Annotated in this window: 9 protein-coding genes and 1 pseudogene; 6 read left to right on the forward strand and 4 right to left on the reverse strand. The window is 67.4% G+C overall.

The annotated features are described in order from the left end of the window. Positions 1-156 precede the first annotated feature (156 nt). Positions 157-366: pseudogene (locus E5CHR_RS32165) on the reverse strand (ESPR domain-containing protein); the annotation flags it as partial. A 196-nt stretch (positions 367-562) separates the two neighbouring features. Here E5CHR_RS32165 and E5CHR_RS27820 point away from each other — a divergent pair. Genes E5CHR_RS27820 through E5CHR_RS27830 form a run of 3 tightly spaced genes read left to right on the forward strand, consistent with a single transcriptional unit; the run spans position 563 to position 5,056 of the window. Continuing rightward, on the forward strand, positions 563-1,357 hold the full coding sequence (locus tag E5CHR_RS27820) for a response regulator transcription factor (protein ID WP_162583015.1): 795 nt from the start codon (positions 563-565) through the stop codon (positions 1,355-1,357). Then, a complete protein-coding gene (locus E5CHR_RS27825; protein WP_162583016.1) occupies positions 1,338-2,627 on the forward strand; it encodes a FecR family protein in 1,290 nt (429 codons plus the stop codon). Before E5CHR_RS27820 ends, E5CHR_RS27825 begins: the two co-directional genes overlap by 20 nt. Before the next feature lie 26 nt (positions 2,628-2,653). Then, positions 2,654-5,056 carry a CHASE2 domain-containing protein gene (locus E5CHR_RS27830; RefSeq protein ID WP_162583017.1) on the forward strand — a complete coding sequence of 801 codons (2,403 nt, stop codon included), beginning with the start codon at positions 2,654-2,656 and terminating at the stop codon, positions 5,054-5,056. Positions 5,057-5,071: 15 nt separating this feature from the next. Here E5CHR_RS27830 and E5CHR_RS27835 read toward each other — a convergent pair whose 3' ends face one another. Beyond that, entirely contained in the window at positions 5,072-5,863 is a 792-nt protein-coding gene (locus E5CHR_RS27835) for a response regulator transcription factor (protein WP_162583018.1), read from the reverse strand. 402 nt (positions 5,864-6,265) lie between these two features. Here E5CHR_RS27835 and E5CHR_RS27840 point away from each other — a divergent pair, with 402 nt between their 5' ends. Then, a complete protein-coding gene (locus E5CHR_RS27840; protein ID WP_162583019.1) occupies positions 6,266-8,260 on the forward strand; it encodes a hypothetical protein in 1,995 nt (664 codons plus the stop codon). Between the two features lie 21 nt (positions 8,261-8,281). Here E5CHR_RS27840 and E5CHR_RS27845 read toward each other — a convergent pair whose 3' ends face one another. Then, positions 8,282-8,965: a response regulator gene (locus E5CHR_RS27845; protein ID WP_162583020.1), complete on the reverse strand. Its 684-nt coding sequence runs from the start codon at positions 8,963-8,965 to the stop codon at positions 8,282-8,284. Between the two features lie 254 nt (positions 8,966-9,219). Here E5CHR_RS27845 and E5CHR_RS27850 point away from each other — a divergent pair, with 254 nt between their 5' ends. Both E5CHR_RS27850 and E5CHR_RS27855 read left to right on the forward strand, forming a co-directional pair. Beyond that, positions 9,220-10,545: a DotU family type IV/VI secretion system protein gene (locus tag E5CHR_RS27850; RefSeq protein WP_162583021.1), complete on the forward strand. Its 1,326-nt coding sequence runs from the start codon at positions 9,220-9,222 to the stop codon at positions 10,543-10,545. Positions 10,546-10,567: 22 nt separating this feature from the next. After that, positions 10,568-11,647, forward strand: a complete 1,080-nt coding sequence (locus E5CHR_RS27855) for a type VI secretion system protein (RefSeq protein ID WP_162583022.1) — start codon at positions 10,568-10,570, stop codon at positions 11,645-11,647. 79 nt (positions 11,648-11,726) lie between these two features. Here E5CHR_RS27855 and E5CHR_RS27860 read toward each other — a convergent pair whose 3' ends face one another. Continuing rightward, positions 11,727-12,575 (reverse strand): PP2C family protein-serine/threonine phosphatase, encoded by an 849-nt coding sequence (locus tag E5CHR_RS27860; RefSeq protein ID WP_232062216.1) that lies wholly within the window; start codon positions 12,573-12,575, stop codon positions 11,727-11,729. Between the last annotated feature and the right edge of the window lie 9 nt (positions 12,576-12,584).

Here is a 12,584-nt window from a genome sequence, read left to right on the forward strand (position 1 = left end):
CACGGCTTGGCAACCAGGACTGTTCTCCGGAGAAATAGCGGTTGCACCATCGTTCTTAATGGCGGATCCCCCGAGAGCCTGCGCGCCCGCCCCGCTCGCCCCCCCCAACGCCACCAGCACCACCGCAGCGGCCACCACCGCTCCGGACCGGCTTCGCTTCCCCCTCGCTTTGGTAATCTCCGAGGCGGCGACCCAGGCACCGAGCGCTTCGTTCCACACGGTGCGGTATGACTTGTTCATGCTGCTTGACATCCTTTTTGGCGTGGGCGAAAAAATGTGAAGCGTTGACCTCACCAATGCGGGCAGCGTGCTGTTGCCCACCGCATGTGCCCACTGACTGCGAAAGGCCGGGATGTTGCCGAGCATTGGATCTTTCGTGCGCCACGCGTCACAATTTGCAAGATTGCTTATGGCACCCAATTTCGAGACGTGTCAGCGAGCTGGGCCGATGCGCGGCGACAGCGAGGCGCGAAGGGCAAGGCGAAACAATTTACGAGATTTGGGCCGAAAAAAAGGGCAAGAATTCGGCACCTTCCTGTTGAGCCACGAGACGAAAGAACCCATGCGTATCGCAGTACTTGACGACGATCCGACCCAGCTGGGCTATCTCGTCCACGCGCTGAAGCGCGGGCTCGACACGGGCGAGGAATCCATCACCTGCGTGCCCTTCGACAAGGGCGAGACCCTGCGCAAGTCGCTGCGGCAAGAGACCTTCGACCTCCTGGTGCTCGACTGGAACGTGCCCGACCTGGACGGCGTAGAACTGCTCCACTGGCTGCGCAGTTTCCAGAAGAGCGACGTGCCGGTGATCATGTTGAGTTCGCGCAGCGCCGAGCGCGACGTGGCCGGCGCACTCGGCATCGGGGCAGACGACTACGTTGTGAAGCCCTTCCGCACGATGGAGCTTTGCGCCCGCATCCGCCGTCTGCTGACCCGCCAGCCCAGCCTGACAGCCGCCGCGGAGCAGGAGCGCTTCGGTGCCTGGAGGTTCGACCAGCCGAACCTGTGCGTGCACTTCAAGGCACCAGACGGCACGCTCACACGAATCGCCTTGACCGACCGGGAGTTCCGCCTGGCGCTGGCGCTGTTCCGCCACCTGGGGCACGCAGTTTCGCGAGCCTACCTGCTCGAGAAGCTGGGCGTGCACGGCGAGGAAATGCCTTCGCGCGCGCTGGACAGCCATATCTACCGGCTGCGCAGCAAGCTGGGCCTGCACAGCGCCAGCGGGCTGCGCCTGCAGACGGTCTACGGGCGCGGCTATCGGCTGGAGCGCGTGACCGGCGACCAGAGCGAAGCAAACACCGTTGCCACGGCGGGCGGCCGATCCGACGACGTCGATGACAAAGCCGGCGCCTGAAGTTTCCAGCCGCCGCTGCCTCATTGCCGCCCTTGTTTGCCTCGCCGCGCTGCCGGCGCCGAGGACGCATGCGGAGCCGGCCAAGGTGTCGCCGGGTCCGGTTTCGGCCTACCTGGTTCAGCCGGGCGACACGCTTTGGGGACTGGCACGCAGGTACATGGAGTCGGCGCATCGCTGGCCCGAGCTTCAGCGCGGCAATGCGGTGCCGGTGCCCGAGCGCCTGCGTGTCGGACAACTGTTGAATCTGGGCGGACCTGCGGCCGTTCTGCATGTTTCGGGCAACGTGTTGCTCCAGCGCGCCGCCAATCCCGAGCAGCAGCTCTCCGCCGGAACCGCTCTCGCGCCAGGCGACCTGCTGACCACGGGGCGCGACAGCTTCCTGACGGTGGGCTTCGCGGACGGAAGCCGCGTGGTGCTTCCCTCGAGCAGCTCGGCCCGTCTTGTCGAAGCGCATGGCCGTCGCACGGAGCTGGAGCTGATCAGTGGTCGGGTCGAGTCGTATGTGGAAAAGCAGAGGGAGCGGGAGTTCGAGATCCGCACCCGCAGCTTCGCGCTGGGCGTCAAGGGCACGCATTTTCGCGTGCGGTCGGAAGGCGGAGTGCAGGCACTGGAGGTGCTCGAAGGCAAGGTGCAGGCAACTGAACTGGGCGGTGGCGGGCGCAGCGCCGAGGTGGCAGCGCTCGAAGGCGTGCCGCTCGGCGCCGCTGGGCCGACCCTCGAAGTGCGCAGCCTGCTGCCCGCGCCGGCGCAGCACGCGCCGCTCGATCGGAACACGGTCGCGGCGGAAGCAGTGGCAGGCGCGGCTGCGTATCGGCTGCAACTCGCGGCCGACGGGAGCTTCCTGCGCTTGGCGAGCGAGTCGCGCGAGCGGGCGCCGCGCTTTGCCTTGCAGGATGCGTTGCCGACTGGCTTCTATCACACGCGAGTCTCCGCTCTCGACGAACAAGGTGTCGAAGGACGGGCCAGCGAAGGCGTGACCTTCATGGCGCCGCCGCAGGCACCGATGGCCAGCGAGGCTCGCGCGGCGAACGACGGCCTATGGCAGATTCGCTGGACAACACGTCGCGGGCAACGTCATACTTTCGAACTCGCGCGCACGCCCGACTTTGCGTCACCCTTGGTGGCCGAGTCGGGAACCTACACAAGCGGCGTGACGGTCGGCCCGCTGGAAGGCTCCGCACGCTACTACTGGCGATGTCGCGAGCAAGCCGAGGGGGAGTCGTCGCCGCCGACCGAATGGGGGGGCAGCTTCGAAGTAACCTCCCCTTGAATCGGGGAGTCGAGACGGGTGGGTACATGCAGCGACTGCGCCGTCGCTACTTGTTCGAGTGGATGCTGATGTTGCTGCTGCTGCCGTCGACCATGGTCTGGCTGGATGGCAAGCCAGGACTTGTCGAGGCCAATGCGGCCATCTACGACAAGATGCTGCTCGACAGCGCGCAAAGGCCCGCCCAGGACATCCTGATCATCGGCATCGACAAGCGCACGTTGGAGGTCTTGGGCCCGTGGCCGCTTCCCCGTTTGACGCACGCGCAGTTGCTTGAGCAACTGGCAGCCCACGCGCCGCGCGCGGTACTGCTCGATCTGTTCTTTGACACGCCGTCCGCTGAACCCGCACAGGATCAGGCGCTGGCTACGGCAATGTCGAAGCTGCCGGTCTACCTGCCGCTCGACTACTTCGCGCCGCCAGTTGGCGTGCCGCAGGGCGAGCCCACCTTCAAGCTTCCAATTCCCGACTTGGCGCGGCGCGCGCGAGGGTTGGGCCACGCCAATGCCGCACCGGATGCGGATGGCCTGGTGCGGGCCCTCTGGCGCTACGAGGGCCCCCCGGACAAGGTCTGGCCCTACGTGGGACTCGAGATCGCCTTGCAGACGGTCGAGCCGGGGCCGGCGCAGGTCCTGGGCTTGCAGACCACTGAACGCTGGGTCCGCGGGGGGCGCTTCGGCGTCGACTTCGCGGGCGCCTCGGGCAGCTATCCGACGGTGTCCTACCTTGACATGCTGCGTGGCGATTTCACGGACGAGCTCGTGCGCGGCAAGCTGGTGCTGGTCGGCGCGCTGGCCAACGCAGGGCTGGGCGACACGATGCCGGTAGCCGGCATCGGCGCGCTCACGAGCCTGCCGGGTGTCGAGATCCACGCCAATGCGTTGGACGCGCTTCTCACCGACCGGACGATCGACATCCCGACCGACTGGCGACGGGTGCTATGGATCTCCGCACCGGTCTGGCTGGTGCTGATGCTGCTCCTGGTCAGCGCGAGCCACGCAGTGATCTGGACCTTCGCGGTGTCGCTCGCCTGCATCGTGCTGAACTACCTCGCGCTGGTGCACTGGCGTGTCGCCTTGCCGCTCGCGTCGCCGCTGTGCGGCGTGATCGCCGCCTACGTGCTCTGGAGCTGGCGCCGCCTCGACGCGCTGCTGGTGTTCTTCCGCCAGCGTGCGGCGCTGCTGAACGCCGTACCGGCCGGTGCCTTCGAGCCGCCGCTGCCGCTGCACCCCGCGCCGCTGGACTCAGTGGAACGCCGTGCGAATGCATTGGACCTCGCGATCGAGCGTCTCACGCGCCTGCAAGCGTTGTTGACGGAGGGCATGTGGAGCCTGCCCGTGCCCGTGCTGATCTGCCGGGACGACGGCATCGTGAGCCAGAGCAACGCGGCCGCGCAGAATCTTCTCGCCACGGCGCTGGTGTTGTCGTCAACGGGTGCGGTGTCGCGGCCCGCCGCCGGCGGTGTCGATCACCTCAAGGGCGTCGATATGCTGCGGCTGCTCGCCGACATGCAAAAGGCCGAGATCGCGGGCTCGCCCGCTGCGCGCGCAACGACGGTCTGGGAAGAGGCAATGAGCGTCGAGTACACGACCGAGCAGGGAAGCGTCTTCACCCTGCGGGCTGCATCGCTCGGGGAGGTCGGGTCGGGCGCGGCGGCATCGCGCGCCTGGGTGGTGGTGCTCAACGACATCACCACCGAGCGCCGGGCCCAGCGCGAACGCGAGCAATGGTTCAGCTTTCTCTCGCACGATGTGCGAGGTCCGCAAGTCACCATCCTCAGCCTGCTGGCACTCTATGTCGAGGGCGCCTCCAATGTGAACATTCACGACGTGGTCGATGGTGTGGGCCGCGAGGCGCGCCGCACGATCCAGTTGGCAGAGAGCTTCATGGACATGCTGGAGGCGGAATCGAAGGTCTATCGCTTTGCGCCGACGTTCGCCGGCTCAGTCGTGCTCGACGCCATCGATGCCACCTGGGCCGCTGCCCACGCACGCGGACTGATCGTCAAGCCGCGGCTCGGCGCCTCCGAAGCCTCGCTCTCTGCCGATGCATCGCTGCTGACTCGTGCACTCGTGAACTTGCTGCACAACGCCATCCGTCACAGCAAGCCCGACACGACCATCTATATCTGCGTAGAAACGAACGTCGAGGCGAACGCCCCCTATGGCGAGGTGCTTATCTCATTGCAGGACAGCGGAAGCGGCATGGACGAGCCGCAGCTCGCAAAGTTGATGACTCCCAGCAGGGGCCGCCGGGGGAGCGCCAATGCCGATGCCGAAGCAGGACACGGCTGGGGGCTCGGATTGACGATCGTGCACAGCGTCGTCGCGCGCCACGGCGGCTGGATCGATGTCATCAGCGCACCGGACGCGGGGACCACCTTCTTCATCGGCCTCCCCTTGAGCCCGGAAAGTCCGTCCTTCGAGGCTTGAAGTTCGGGCGCGTTTTCAGAATCCGAGGACAGGCGATGCTTCGAGCTGCGGCTCCCGAGCCGACAGGGTTACCAGTCTCGGCGCCTTCTTGCCGGGGCTCCTGCTGAGCTTGAAACCGGCATAGCGAATGGTGCTGAGCTTCCATTCGCAGCCGTGGAAGGCGATGAGTCCGAGCTGGCTGCGCAGGCGCCCCACGCTGGCATCGAGCCATCGGCCGCCCGTCTCGGGCGCGAGCCCTGCGGCCATGGTACGCAGCCAATCGCGCGACAGCACGTGTTCGATGTTGTGGAAGAACTCCAGCGCCAGCTCGAAGTCCAGCGGACGCATGCCGATCTCGGTTCCGTCGAGCATCACGGATTCGTTCGTCGGGAAGAAGCGATAGCCGCCCCACTCCAGGCCTGCATCTTCGGCGGCGAGCCCGCGCTGCGCGAAGAATGCCCTCATTCCCTTGTAAACGTCCGCAAAGGACGAAGGTGCCGCAAGAACCACGTCTCCGGCAGCGCAGCGCAGCGTTTCGGCGGCCTTGACGGGATTGTCTCGCGACAGGAAGAGCACAGGCACTTCGGGGTCGACCAAGCTTCTGGCGGCACGGATCCAGGCCTGCTGTTCGATCGGGTTCTGCGGCAGGCCCACGCACAGCGCGGAGCACCGCAGGAGGCTTCCGCGCAGCGGCAGCAGTTCGTCCAGATCATTGAAAACGAGCGGCGCGTGGCCGAGGGCGCGAATGGCGCGACGCATGTGTTCGCGCGAGCGAAGCATGGGGTCGAGCACGGCGACTCTTCGACGCAGTTCATTTCTGGCAGACATGTCAGTGAGCTCCAGTGAATGCGTGGGAACTCGCAAAGAAGTTGAAATGCACGAGCTTCCTTGTCGCCGCCACGCGTGGTGTAAGACTTAAGGATTGCGATAGTGCCGAGCAACAAAAGTCGCGTGGAGGGCTTGTGACAATTGATCAGGATTGGGGCGCGCAGAAAGCCGGTTTCCAAAAGCCTTCGTGCCACGAGCGGTCGGATCTGCGCATCTGGGGTTTGCGCAGGAGTGGCGCGCGCTGGCATCGCCATAGGCGATGACAACCTGATGAATTGTCGCGTCGGGCGGGCTCGCTCGGATTGCCGGCCTAACCTGCCAGCCGCGATCGACACAAGGGCTCCTCCACTGGCCCGGCGGCTTTCAGCGCGAACGGAGTGGCTTCTTTCTGATTGTGGTTCCATGTCACTGTCCACGATGATCGGGGCGCCGCATTCCCCCCCGCAATTCCCAGCGCGCGGGTTCGGCGCTTCCCGCCGTTCAGCAGCGCGGCCTTCCCTGCTGCGCTTCATCGCTGCGCTTCCTTTTCGCAATTACACGGGCCGGGACGCACTGGTCTGGGTCGAGTTCGGAATGGCGGCGCTGCTGAACCGGGAGCTTGAAGCGCAGCAGGCGCTGTCCGTGCTCCCACTCGTGGACGTGGTCTCCGCACTGAAAGGGGCCGGCGACGGTCCTCCAGGCGCGCGTGCGATCGAGCAGGTCCGGGCACTTGGTGCCCGCACAGTAATTGCTGCCCAGGTGCACTCGCACGAGAACGGCTTCGAGTTGCGCTACGAATTGCATGGCGAGATGAGCCTTGCCGATTCGAGCCCGCTGCGCGGCGGCGACCTGACACAGCTGACGATCGCACTCGGCCAGAAGCTGGCCCGCGAGCTCGTCGACGAGGAGCCGGCACGTGTCGTCGTCGACACCTTCGCGAACGAGGCCTTCACGCGGGCCATGCACGCAGCCAGGGAACAGCGCTACCAGGTCGCGCGGGACTACCTGCAGGTATGCGTGGCTTCGCAGCCGCATGCGCTCGAGATTGACGTCGAACACGTCGAGAGTCTCGCTGCGATCGAACATCCTGAAACCGCGCCCACAGCACAACGCCTGCTGGCGCGCGCGGCCGCATCCGCCGATGTGGCGACACAGGCGCGGGTGCTGCGCGCACTCGCCGCCTACCACCGCGCACTCGAAAACAACGAACTTGCCCGAACGCTCATCCATCAGGCGCTGACGCTGCTCGAAACCAACGGCGACGAAAAGCTCAAGGCAGCAGTGCTGCTGGAGCGCTGCGAACTGGCGATTGCGGATCGCGAATTCGAGCTTGCGCAGAGCATCGGCCGCCGTGTTCTCGCCGCTGCGCAGGGCGGAGACCATGACCGGCTGACCGCGCAATGCCTGCGGCAGAAAGGCGTGATCGCGCACCTGCGTGGCCAGGCCGCGCCCGCGCTCGAGATCCTGCACCGGTCGGCACAACTCAGCCGCACTCCGCACCCGCAGCACGCAGACCTTGCGCGCAGCCTCTATCAGATCGCGATCGTCTACCGCGATGCCGGGCGCATGCGCGAAGCAGCCCTGGCGATCGACGAGGCAGTGGACTGCGCGAAACTGGCCGGCACGCCGGTGCGCCACGCGCTCACGCTCGCGTTCCAGCTCACGGTACACAGCTACGCCGGCAACCCGGCTGTCGCCGACGCAGCGCAGGCCACGTTGGCATCTGCATCGATGCAGCAGTCCCGCGCCGGCCGGTTTCTATCGCAGCTGACGGATGCCTGGCTGCACTGGCGCGGCGGCCGCATCGACGACGCACTGCAGCGCATGGGGCAAGTGCGCAAGCTCGGACGTGAGGCGCGCCACTTCTGGCTCAGCTTTGCGATCACCATGAACACGGGCATGGCCATCGCCGGCGGCCGCTACGACCTCGCGCGCGAGCTGATCACCGAGATCGAGGCCAATCGGCGCTTTTACGAAGGCACTTGCCTGTACGGGTCCGCGACCTTCTTCAAGGCCGCACTGGCTCACGCACGGGGCGACCGCCAACAAGCGTGGCGCGGGCTGCGCGAGACGATGGCTGTCGCTCCCGTCGGTATCGTGCGCTCCAACGCCTGCCTCGCGGCGGCCTGGCTTGCGTGCGAGGATCGCGCGCTCCCCGAAGTCCGGGGCTGGCTCGACCAGGTCCCCGCATGGACCGCGGAGCACCCCAACGGCATCATGGCGCTGGCTCGCTACAACTTCGAACAGGGGAACTGGGCGGCCGCTGCAGAGCTCCAGGCGCGCTACGTGGACCGTTGGCCGGCCGACGAGGTCACCTTGTACCAGCGACGCCTTCTGCACGACTATCGCGAGGCAATGCGCACGGGAAGAGCCTTCGCGATCCCGCGTCTGCCGCACCTGCTGACCCTGCGCTTCTGAGAGTCAGCCCGCGACCGACGCTCAGGCCTCCGCCGTCAGTGTCTGGGCCGCCACGACGGCCTCTGTCCGGTTGCGCACGTTGAGCGCGCGGAAAATGGCCGCCAGGTGGATCTTCACCGTGCCCTCGCTGATGCCGAGCGCGCGCCCGATCAGCTTGTTGGGCTTGCCTTGGGACAACAGCTGCAGCACTTCCACCTGGCGTTCGGTAAGCACGGTGCGCAGGTGCTCGAGGGTCTGGGCGGTGGCGGCAGAAGATGCACGCTGCGCAGCCTCGCCGGCACCCGGCGGCACGCCGGCCATCACTCCCGGCGGCACCGCCGACAACAGCATCGGCGGCACGTAGACGCCCCCCGCCAGCACCAGCCGCACGGCCGACAGCATGACCTCGGGCGAGTAGGCCTTCGGAATGAAGCCCAACACGCCACGCTCCAGCGCTGAGCGCATGACGGCCGGGTCCTCGTAGCCCGAAAGCACGATCACCGGCACGGCCGGGTGCCGGCGCCGGATCTCGTCCACATGGGCTTGGCCGTCAGCACCAGGCATGTTGAGATCGATCACGGCCAGGTCGATGTCGTCGGAGGCGCGGGCGAGCAATTCGTCGACGCTCATCGCCAGAACGAACTCGATGCCCGGCTCGATTTCCGACAGCTTGGCCTTGACCGCCTCGATGACGAGCTTGTGATCGTCGGCGATCAGGATTTTCATGGGAGCCCCAATAGATTAAGCGTGGTGCACGCAGTCAACTCAACGAGTAGCACGAAAGATAACGGCGAATTCCCAGCCCTGCAAGCGCGTCGCCTCCACGAACGACATAGTCCCCAAGCGGTATGGCCGCTGTTCAGGGGCGTTGAAAGAATCGATCCAAGATCCACCGCTTCAACAGGGACATAGGCATGTGCCATCGAGACAGGCGCAAACCCAAGGCTCCCGTCGCCACCGAAGAATAGCGCGAGCATTTCATGGCTCGGCTGTTCGACTGCTTCAGCGCACTCTTCTCGTTCGGCCTCGAGCTCGATGCCGCCACCGCAGCCGGCCATGCCGCGCCCTTGCCCGAAGCGGCCCAGCAGCGCGCGCTCCATCTGCTCGACCAGGCACGTGCGGCGGCCCGTGAGGCGGGCTGCACGCAGGCACACATCGAATCGGCTTCCTTCGCAGTGGCCGCCTGGCTGGACGAGGTGATCGCACGGCATCCGCGGTGGACCGCCGGTGCGGCAACGCTGCAGGCGCAGCTGTTCAACTCCAACAACGCGCACAGCGAGTTCTTCCACCACTTGTCCGCGTTGCAGCCGGACGACGGGGAGGTGCGCGAGGTCTTCTGGCATGCGCTGGTTTGCGGCTTCAAAGGCCAGTATTACTTCGAGAGCGGCGATGGCGGCGAGCTCGGCAAGCTCAAGGAGCTGCATGGGCGGCAGTTGCCCGTGCGCCCGCTGTCGCTCGACGCGCTGGCCGAGGACCGCATCACGCCGCAGCCCTATGGCGTACCCGATCCGACGGGCCCGCGCGTGCCGGAGCGGCGCGAACGCGCGCTGCTGCGCGCAGCAGGTGCGATGGCGCTGCTGGTTCCGCTGGCCTACCTGCTGTGGGCCATGCTGGGCGGTGCACGTGAGCGGGCACCGACGCTGGCACAGCGCGTCGAGCAGCGGCTGCAGGCCTTCGCCTGCGCGGACCTCACGGTGACAGGGGGCGACGACGGGACGGCGCGGGTCAAGGGTTTCGTTCCCACGGCGGAGGACATGGCGCGCGTAGAGCGCGAGGTGCGCGCCACGCCAGGCATTGGCGCGGCGAGCTTCGCGCTTGGGCTGCGCGTCTGGCCCCATTGCGAGGTGGTCGCCATTCTCAAGCCCTATCAGGCACGCAACCAGGAGAAGCGCCATCGGCTCAAGGTCACTGCACTCACTGCACAGGAGGGCCGGGTGCGAGAGGGCGACACGGTGGTGGTGCGCGTCACCAATGCGGACCACGAGGGCTACCTGCGGGTCGACTACTACACGGCCGACGGCGCTGTGATGCACCTGCACGCCAATCATGGCCCGCAGCCGTTGCGCCCCGGCGAGGTCCTCGAACTGGGCCGCGACATTCCCTCGAGCTGGCTGGTGAGCCCCCCCTTCGGCACGGTGATGATCACCGGCTTGTCGTCGACCGTGCCACTTGCCGACGCTGCCGGGACGCCGCCCTTCGAGTTGGCCTCGGCTTACTTGCAGCGCCTGCGCGAAGCGCTGGCGTCCAGCGAAGCTGCCGGCCGGCCGGTCGCGGACTTCGTGTTCCTCGAAACGGTCTCGCGATGAGACCGCGACATCGGCCCCGCGCATGAGCATGATGTACCCGCTGCCCACGTACTACGGCGCCCTGCTGGCGCTGTGCATGGCCGCGCTGCTCGCGCTGTGGTGGTTCATGCTGGGCTCGCGCTACCGGGCACGGCGGCGTCTCCTGCGCCGCCGGATCGCGGCCGGGGCCGCACCATCGGAGACGGCACCGTCCCAGGCCTTCGCCGAGCCCCGCGTCGCGGTCGCATGTGTGCGCGAGCAGTTGCTGTGCTCGCCAGCAATGCGAACGCTGCATCAGCCGCTCTATGACCTGCCCTGGCTCCTGTTCATCGGCGACGAAGACGCCGCCGTTCCGGCGTTGCTGGCCGAGGCGAGCCGCGGGGCCTCCGTGCCGCCACGGCAGGCCGCAGGCGAGGCCGCTGACTTCTGGCGTTGGCACTCGCTGCCGACCCTGGTCGCCATCGAGACCTGTGCTGCCGCCGTGCACGAGCCGGCCACGCCGCATGAGCGCGGTCTCTGGTACCGGGCCCTGCTGGCGCTCGTCGATCATCGCGAGCGCCTGCCGCTCAATGGCATCGTGGTCTGCGTGAACGCCGCCCGCCTGCTGGGCGACGCGCAGCACGTTGCCGCCGATGCGGCACGCCTGCGCCAGCGCATCGACGAGACGGCCGAGCTCCTGCGCCTGCACTTGCCGACCTACCTGCTGGTGACAGGGCTGGAGCGGCTGGCGGGCTACAAGGTGCTGCGCGAGGCTCTGCCGCCCGCAATGTGCGCCGAGGCCGTGGGACACCGCCTGCCGGATAGCTCCGCGGCGGCGTTACGGATCGATGCGCTCCTCGAACCGCTGGCGCTGCGTCTGCATGCCTTGCGCATGGGCTTGCTGCGCGGCGAGACGGAGCCGGCACGCCGCCGGGCGATCCATGCCTTCGTCGAGCAGTTGCGCGCGCTGCAGCCCGGACTGCGCGCATTCGCGCAGCAGCTCTTCGAGTCGCCCCGCGGCAGCCATGCGGGCGCACGCTGGCGTGGCCTGTACCTGGTGGCGGCAGGCGACGGCAACCCCTCTGCCTTCATCTCCGATCTGTTCCAGCGCTTCCTGCCCGCCGACCAACCACTCGCAAGGTAGCCGGCGGCCGGCAAAACCGGGGCGCGACAAGGTGGGCAGCTTCGAAGAGCGCGACGAGATGCGGCGCTGGCCCGCCGCGCTACGGCCCCGGCGGCTCAGGCAGCGGCCGCACGACCTCGTCGTGCTCGCCGCCCCGGTGCAGCCACAGGGCGACGGCCGTGTAGTTGTCGTACCCGGGCCTGGCCCGGGCGCGGATCTCGGTGTCGAGCTGCTCCATCCATCGGCCGGGGCCCGGCGAAGTTCGCAGCGTCTCGCACAGGCATGCGTCGCCCAGCGGCTCCCAGACGCCATCGCTGCACAGCAGCAGTACGTCGTCCACGGCGAGCGCCATGCGCTCCGACACCGTGATTTCCGGCAGCGATTCGAGCGAGCCCAGCGCCGACAGCAGCATGTTGCGCTTCGGATGCAGGCGCGCCGCTTCCTCGTCGATCATTCCGCCCGCCACCATCTGCTGGACCAGGCTGTGGTCGATGGTGCGCACCACCGGAGCGCCGCCGCGGAACAGGTAAGCGCGGCTGTCGCCGCTGTGGGCCCAGACCACCGCGTTCTCGTGCAGGTCGATGGCCGCCAGCACCACCGTCGAGCGCATGGCCGCCAGCGTGCCGCCTTCGGCCTGGCGTGCGACCACGTCGCGATTGGCCTGCTGCAGCAGTCGTCGCAGCGCCTCGCGGTCCAGCCCCGGCGCCGCCGCGAACCCGCTCAGCACGCTGCTGCGCACGATCGACGCGGCCACGTCGCCGCCGCCGTGCCCCCCGGCGCCGTCGGCCACCACACAAGCCAGGAAGCGGCCGTCGTTCCACTGGCCGAACACGTCTTCGTTGTAGCTGCGGCCGCCCTGCCTCGACAAGGTGTCGATCTCGATTTCCAGCATCAGCGCGCCGGCAACCGGCGAATCGCTCTTGATGGTGAACGGGGTGTCTTCGGCCATGACTCTCCT

The sequence above is a fragment of the Variovorax sp. PBS-H4 genome (genome assembly GCF_901827205.1).
Classification (GTDB): Bacteria; Pseudomonadota; Gammaproteobacteria; order Burkholderiales; family Burkholderiaceae_C; genus Variovorax.

Coding starts and splice junctions, on each gene's coding strand:
- E5CHR_RS27850 (WP_162583021.1), top strand. CDS start 9,220: ATGGCTCGGCTGTTCGACTGCTTCAGCGCACTCTTCTCGTTCGGCCTC.
- E5CHR_RS27835 (WP_162583018.1), bottom strand. CDS start 5,863: ATGTCTGCCAGAAATGAACTGCGTCGAAGAGTCGCCGTGCTCGACCCC.
- E5CHR_RS27840 (WP_162583019.1), top strand. CDS start 6,266: ATGTCACTGTCCACGATGATCGGGGCGCCGCATTCCCCCCCGCAATTC.
- E5CHR_RS27830 (WP_162583017.1), top strand. CDS start 2,654: ATGCAGCGACTGCGCCGTCGCTACTTGTTCGAGTGGATGCTGATGTTG.
- E5CHR_RS27860 (WP_232062216.1), bottom strand. CDS start 12,575: ATGGCCGAAGACACCCCGTTCACCATCAAGAGCGATTCGCCGGTTGCC.
- E5CHR_RS27855 (WP_162583022.1), top strand. CDS start 10,568: ATGAGCATGATGTACCCGCTGCCCACGTACTACGGCGCCCTGCTGGCG.
- E5CHR_RS27825 (WP_162583016.1), top strand. CDS start 1,338: ATGACAAAGCCGGCGCCTGAAGTTTCCAGCCGCCGCTGCCTCATTGCC.
- E5CHR_RS27845 (WP_162583020.1), bottom strand. CDS start 8,965: ATGAAAATCCTGATCGCCGACGATCACAAGCTCGTCATCGAGGCGGTC.
- E5CHR_RS27820 (WP_162583015.1), top strand. CDS start 563: ATGCGTATCGCAGTACTTGACGACGATCCGACCCAGCTGGGCTATCTC.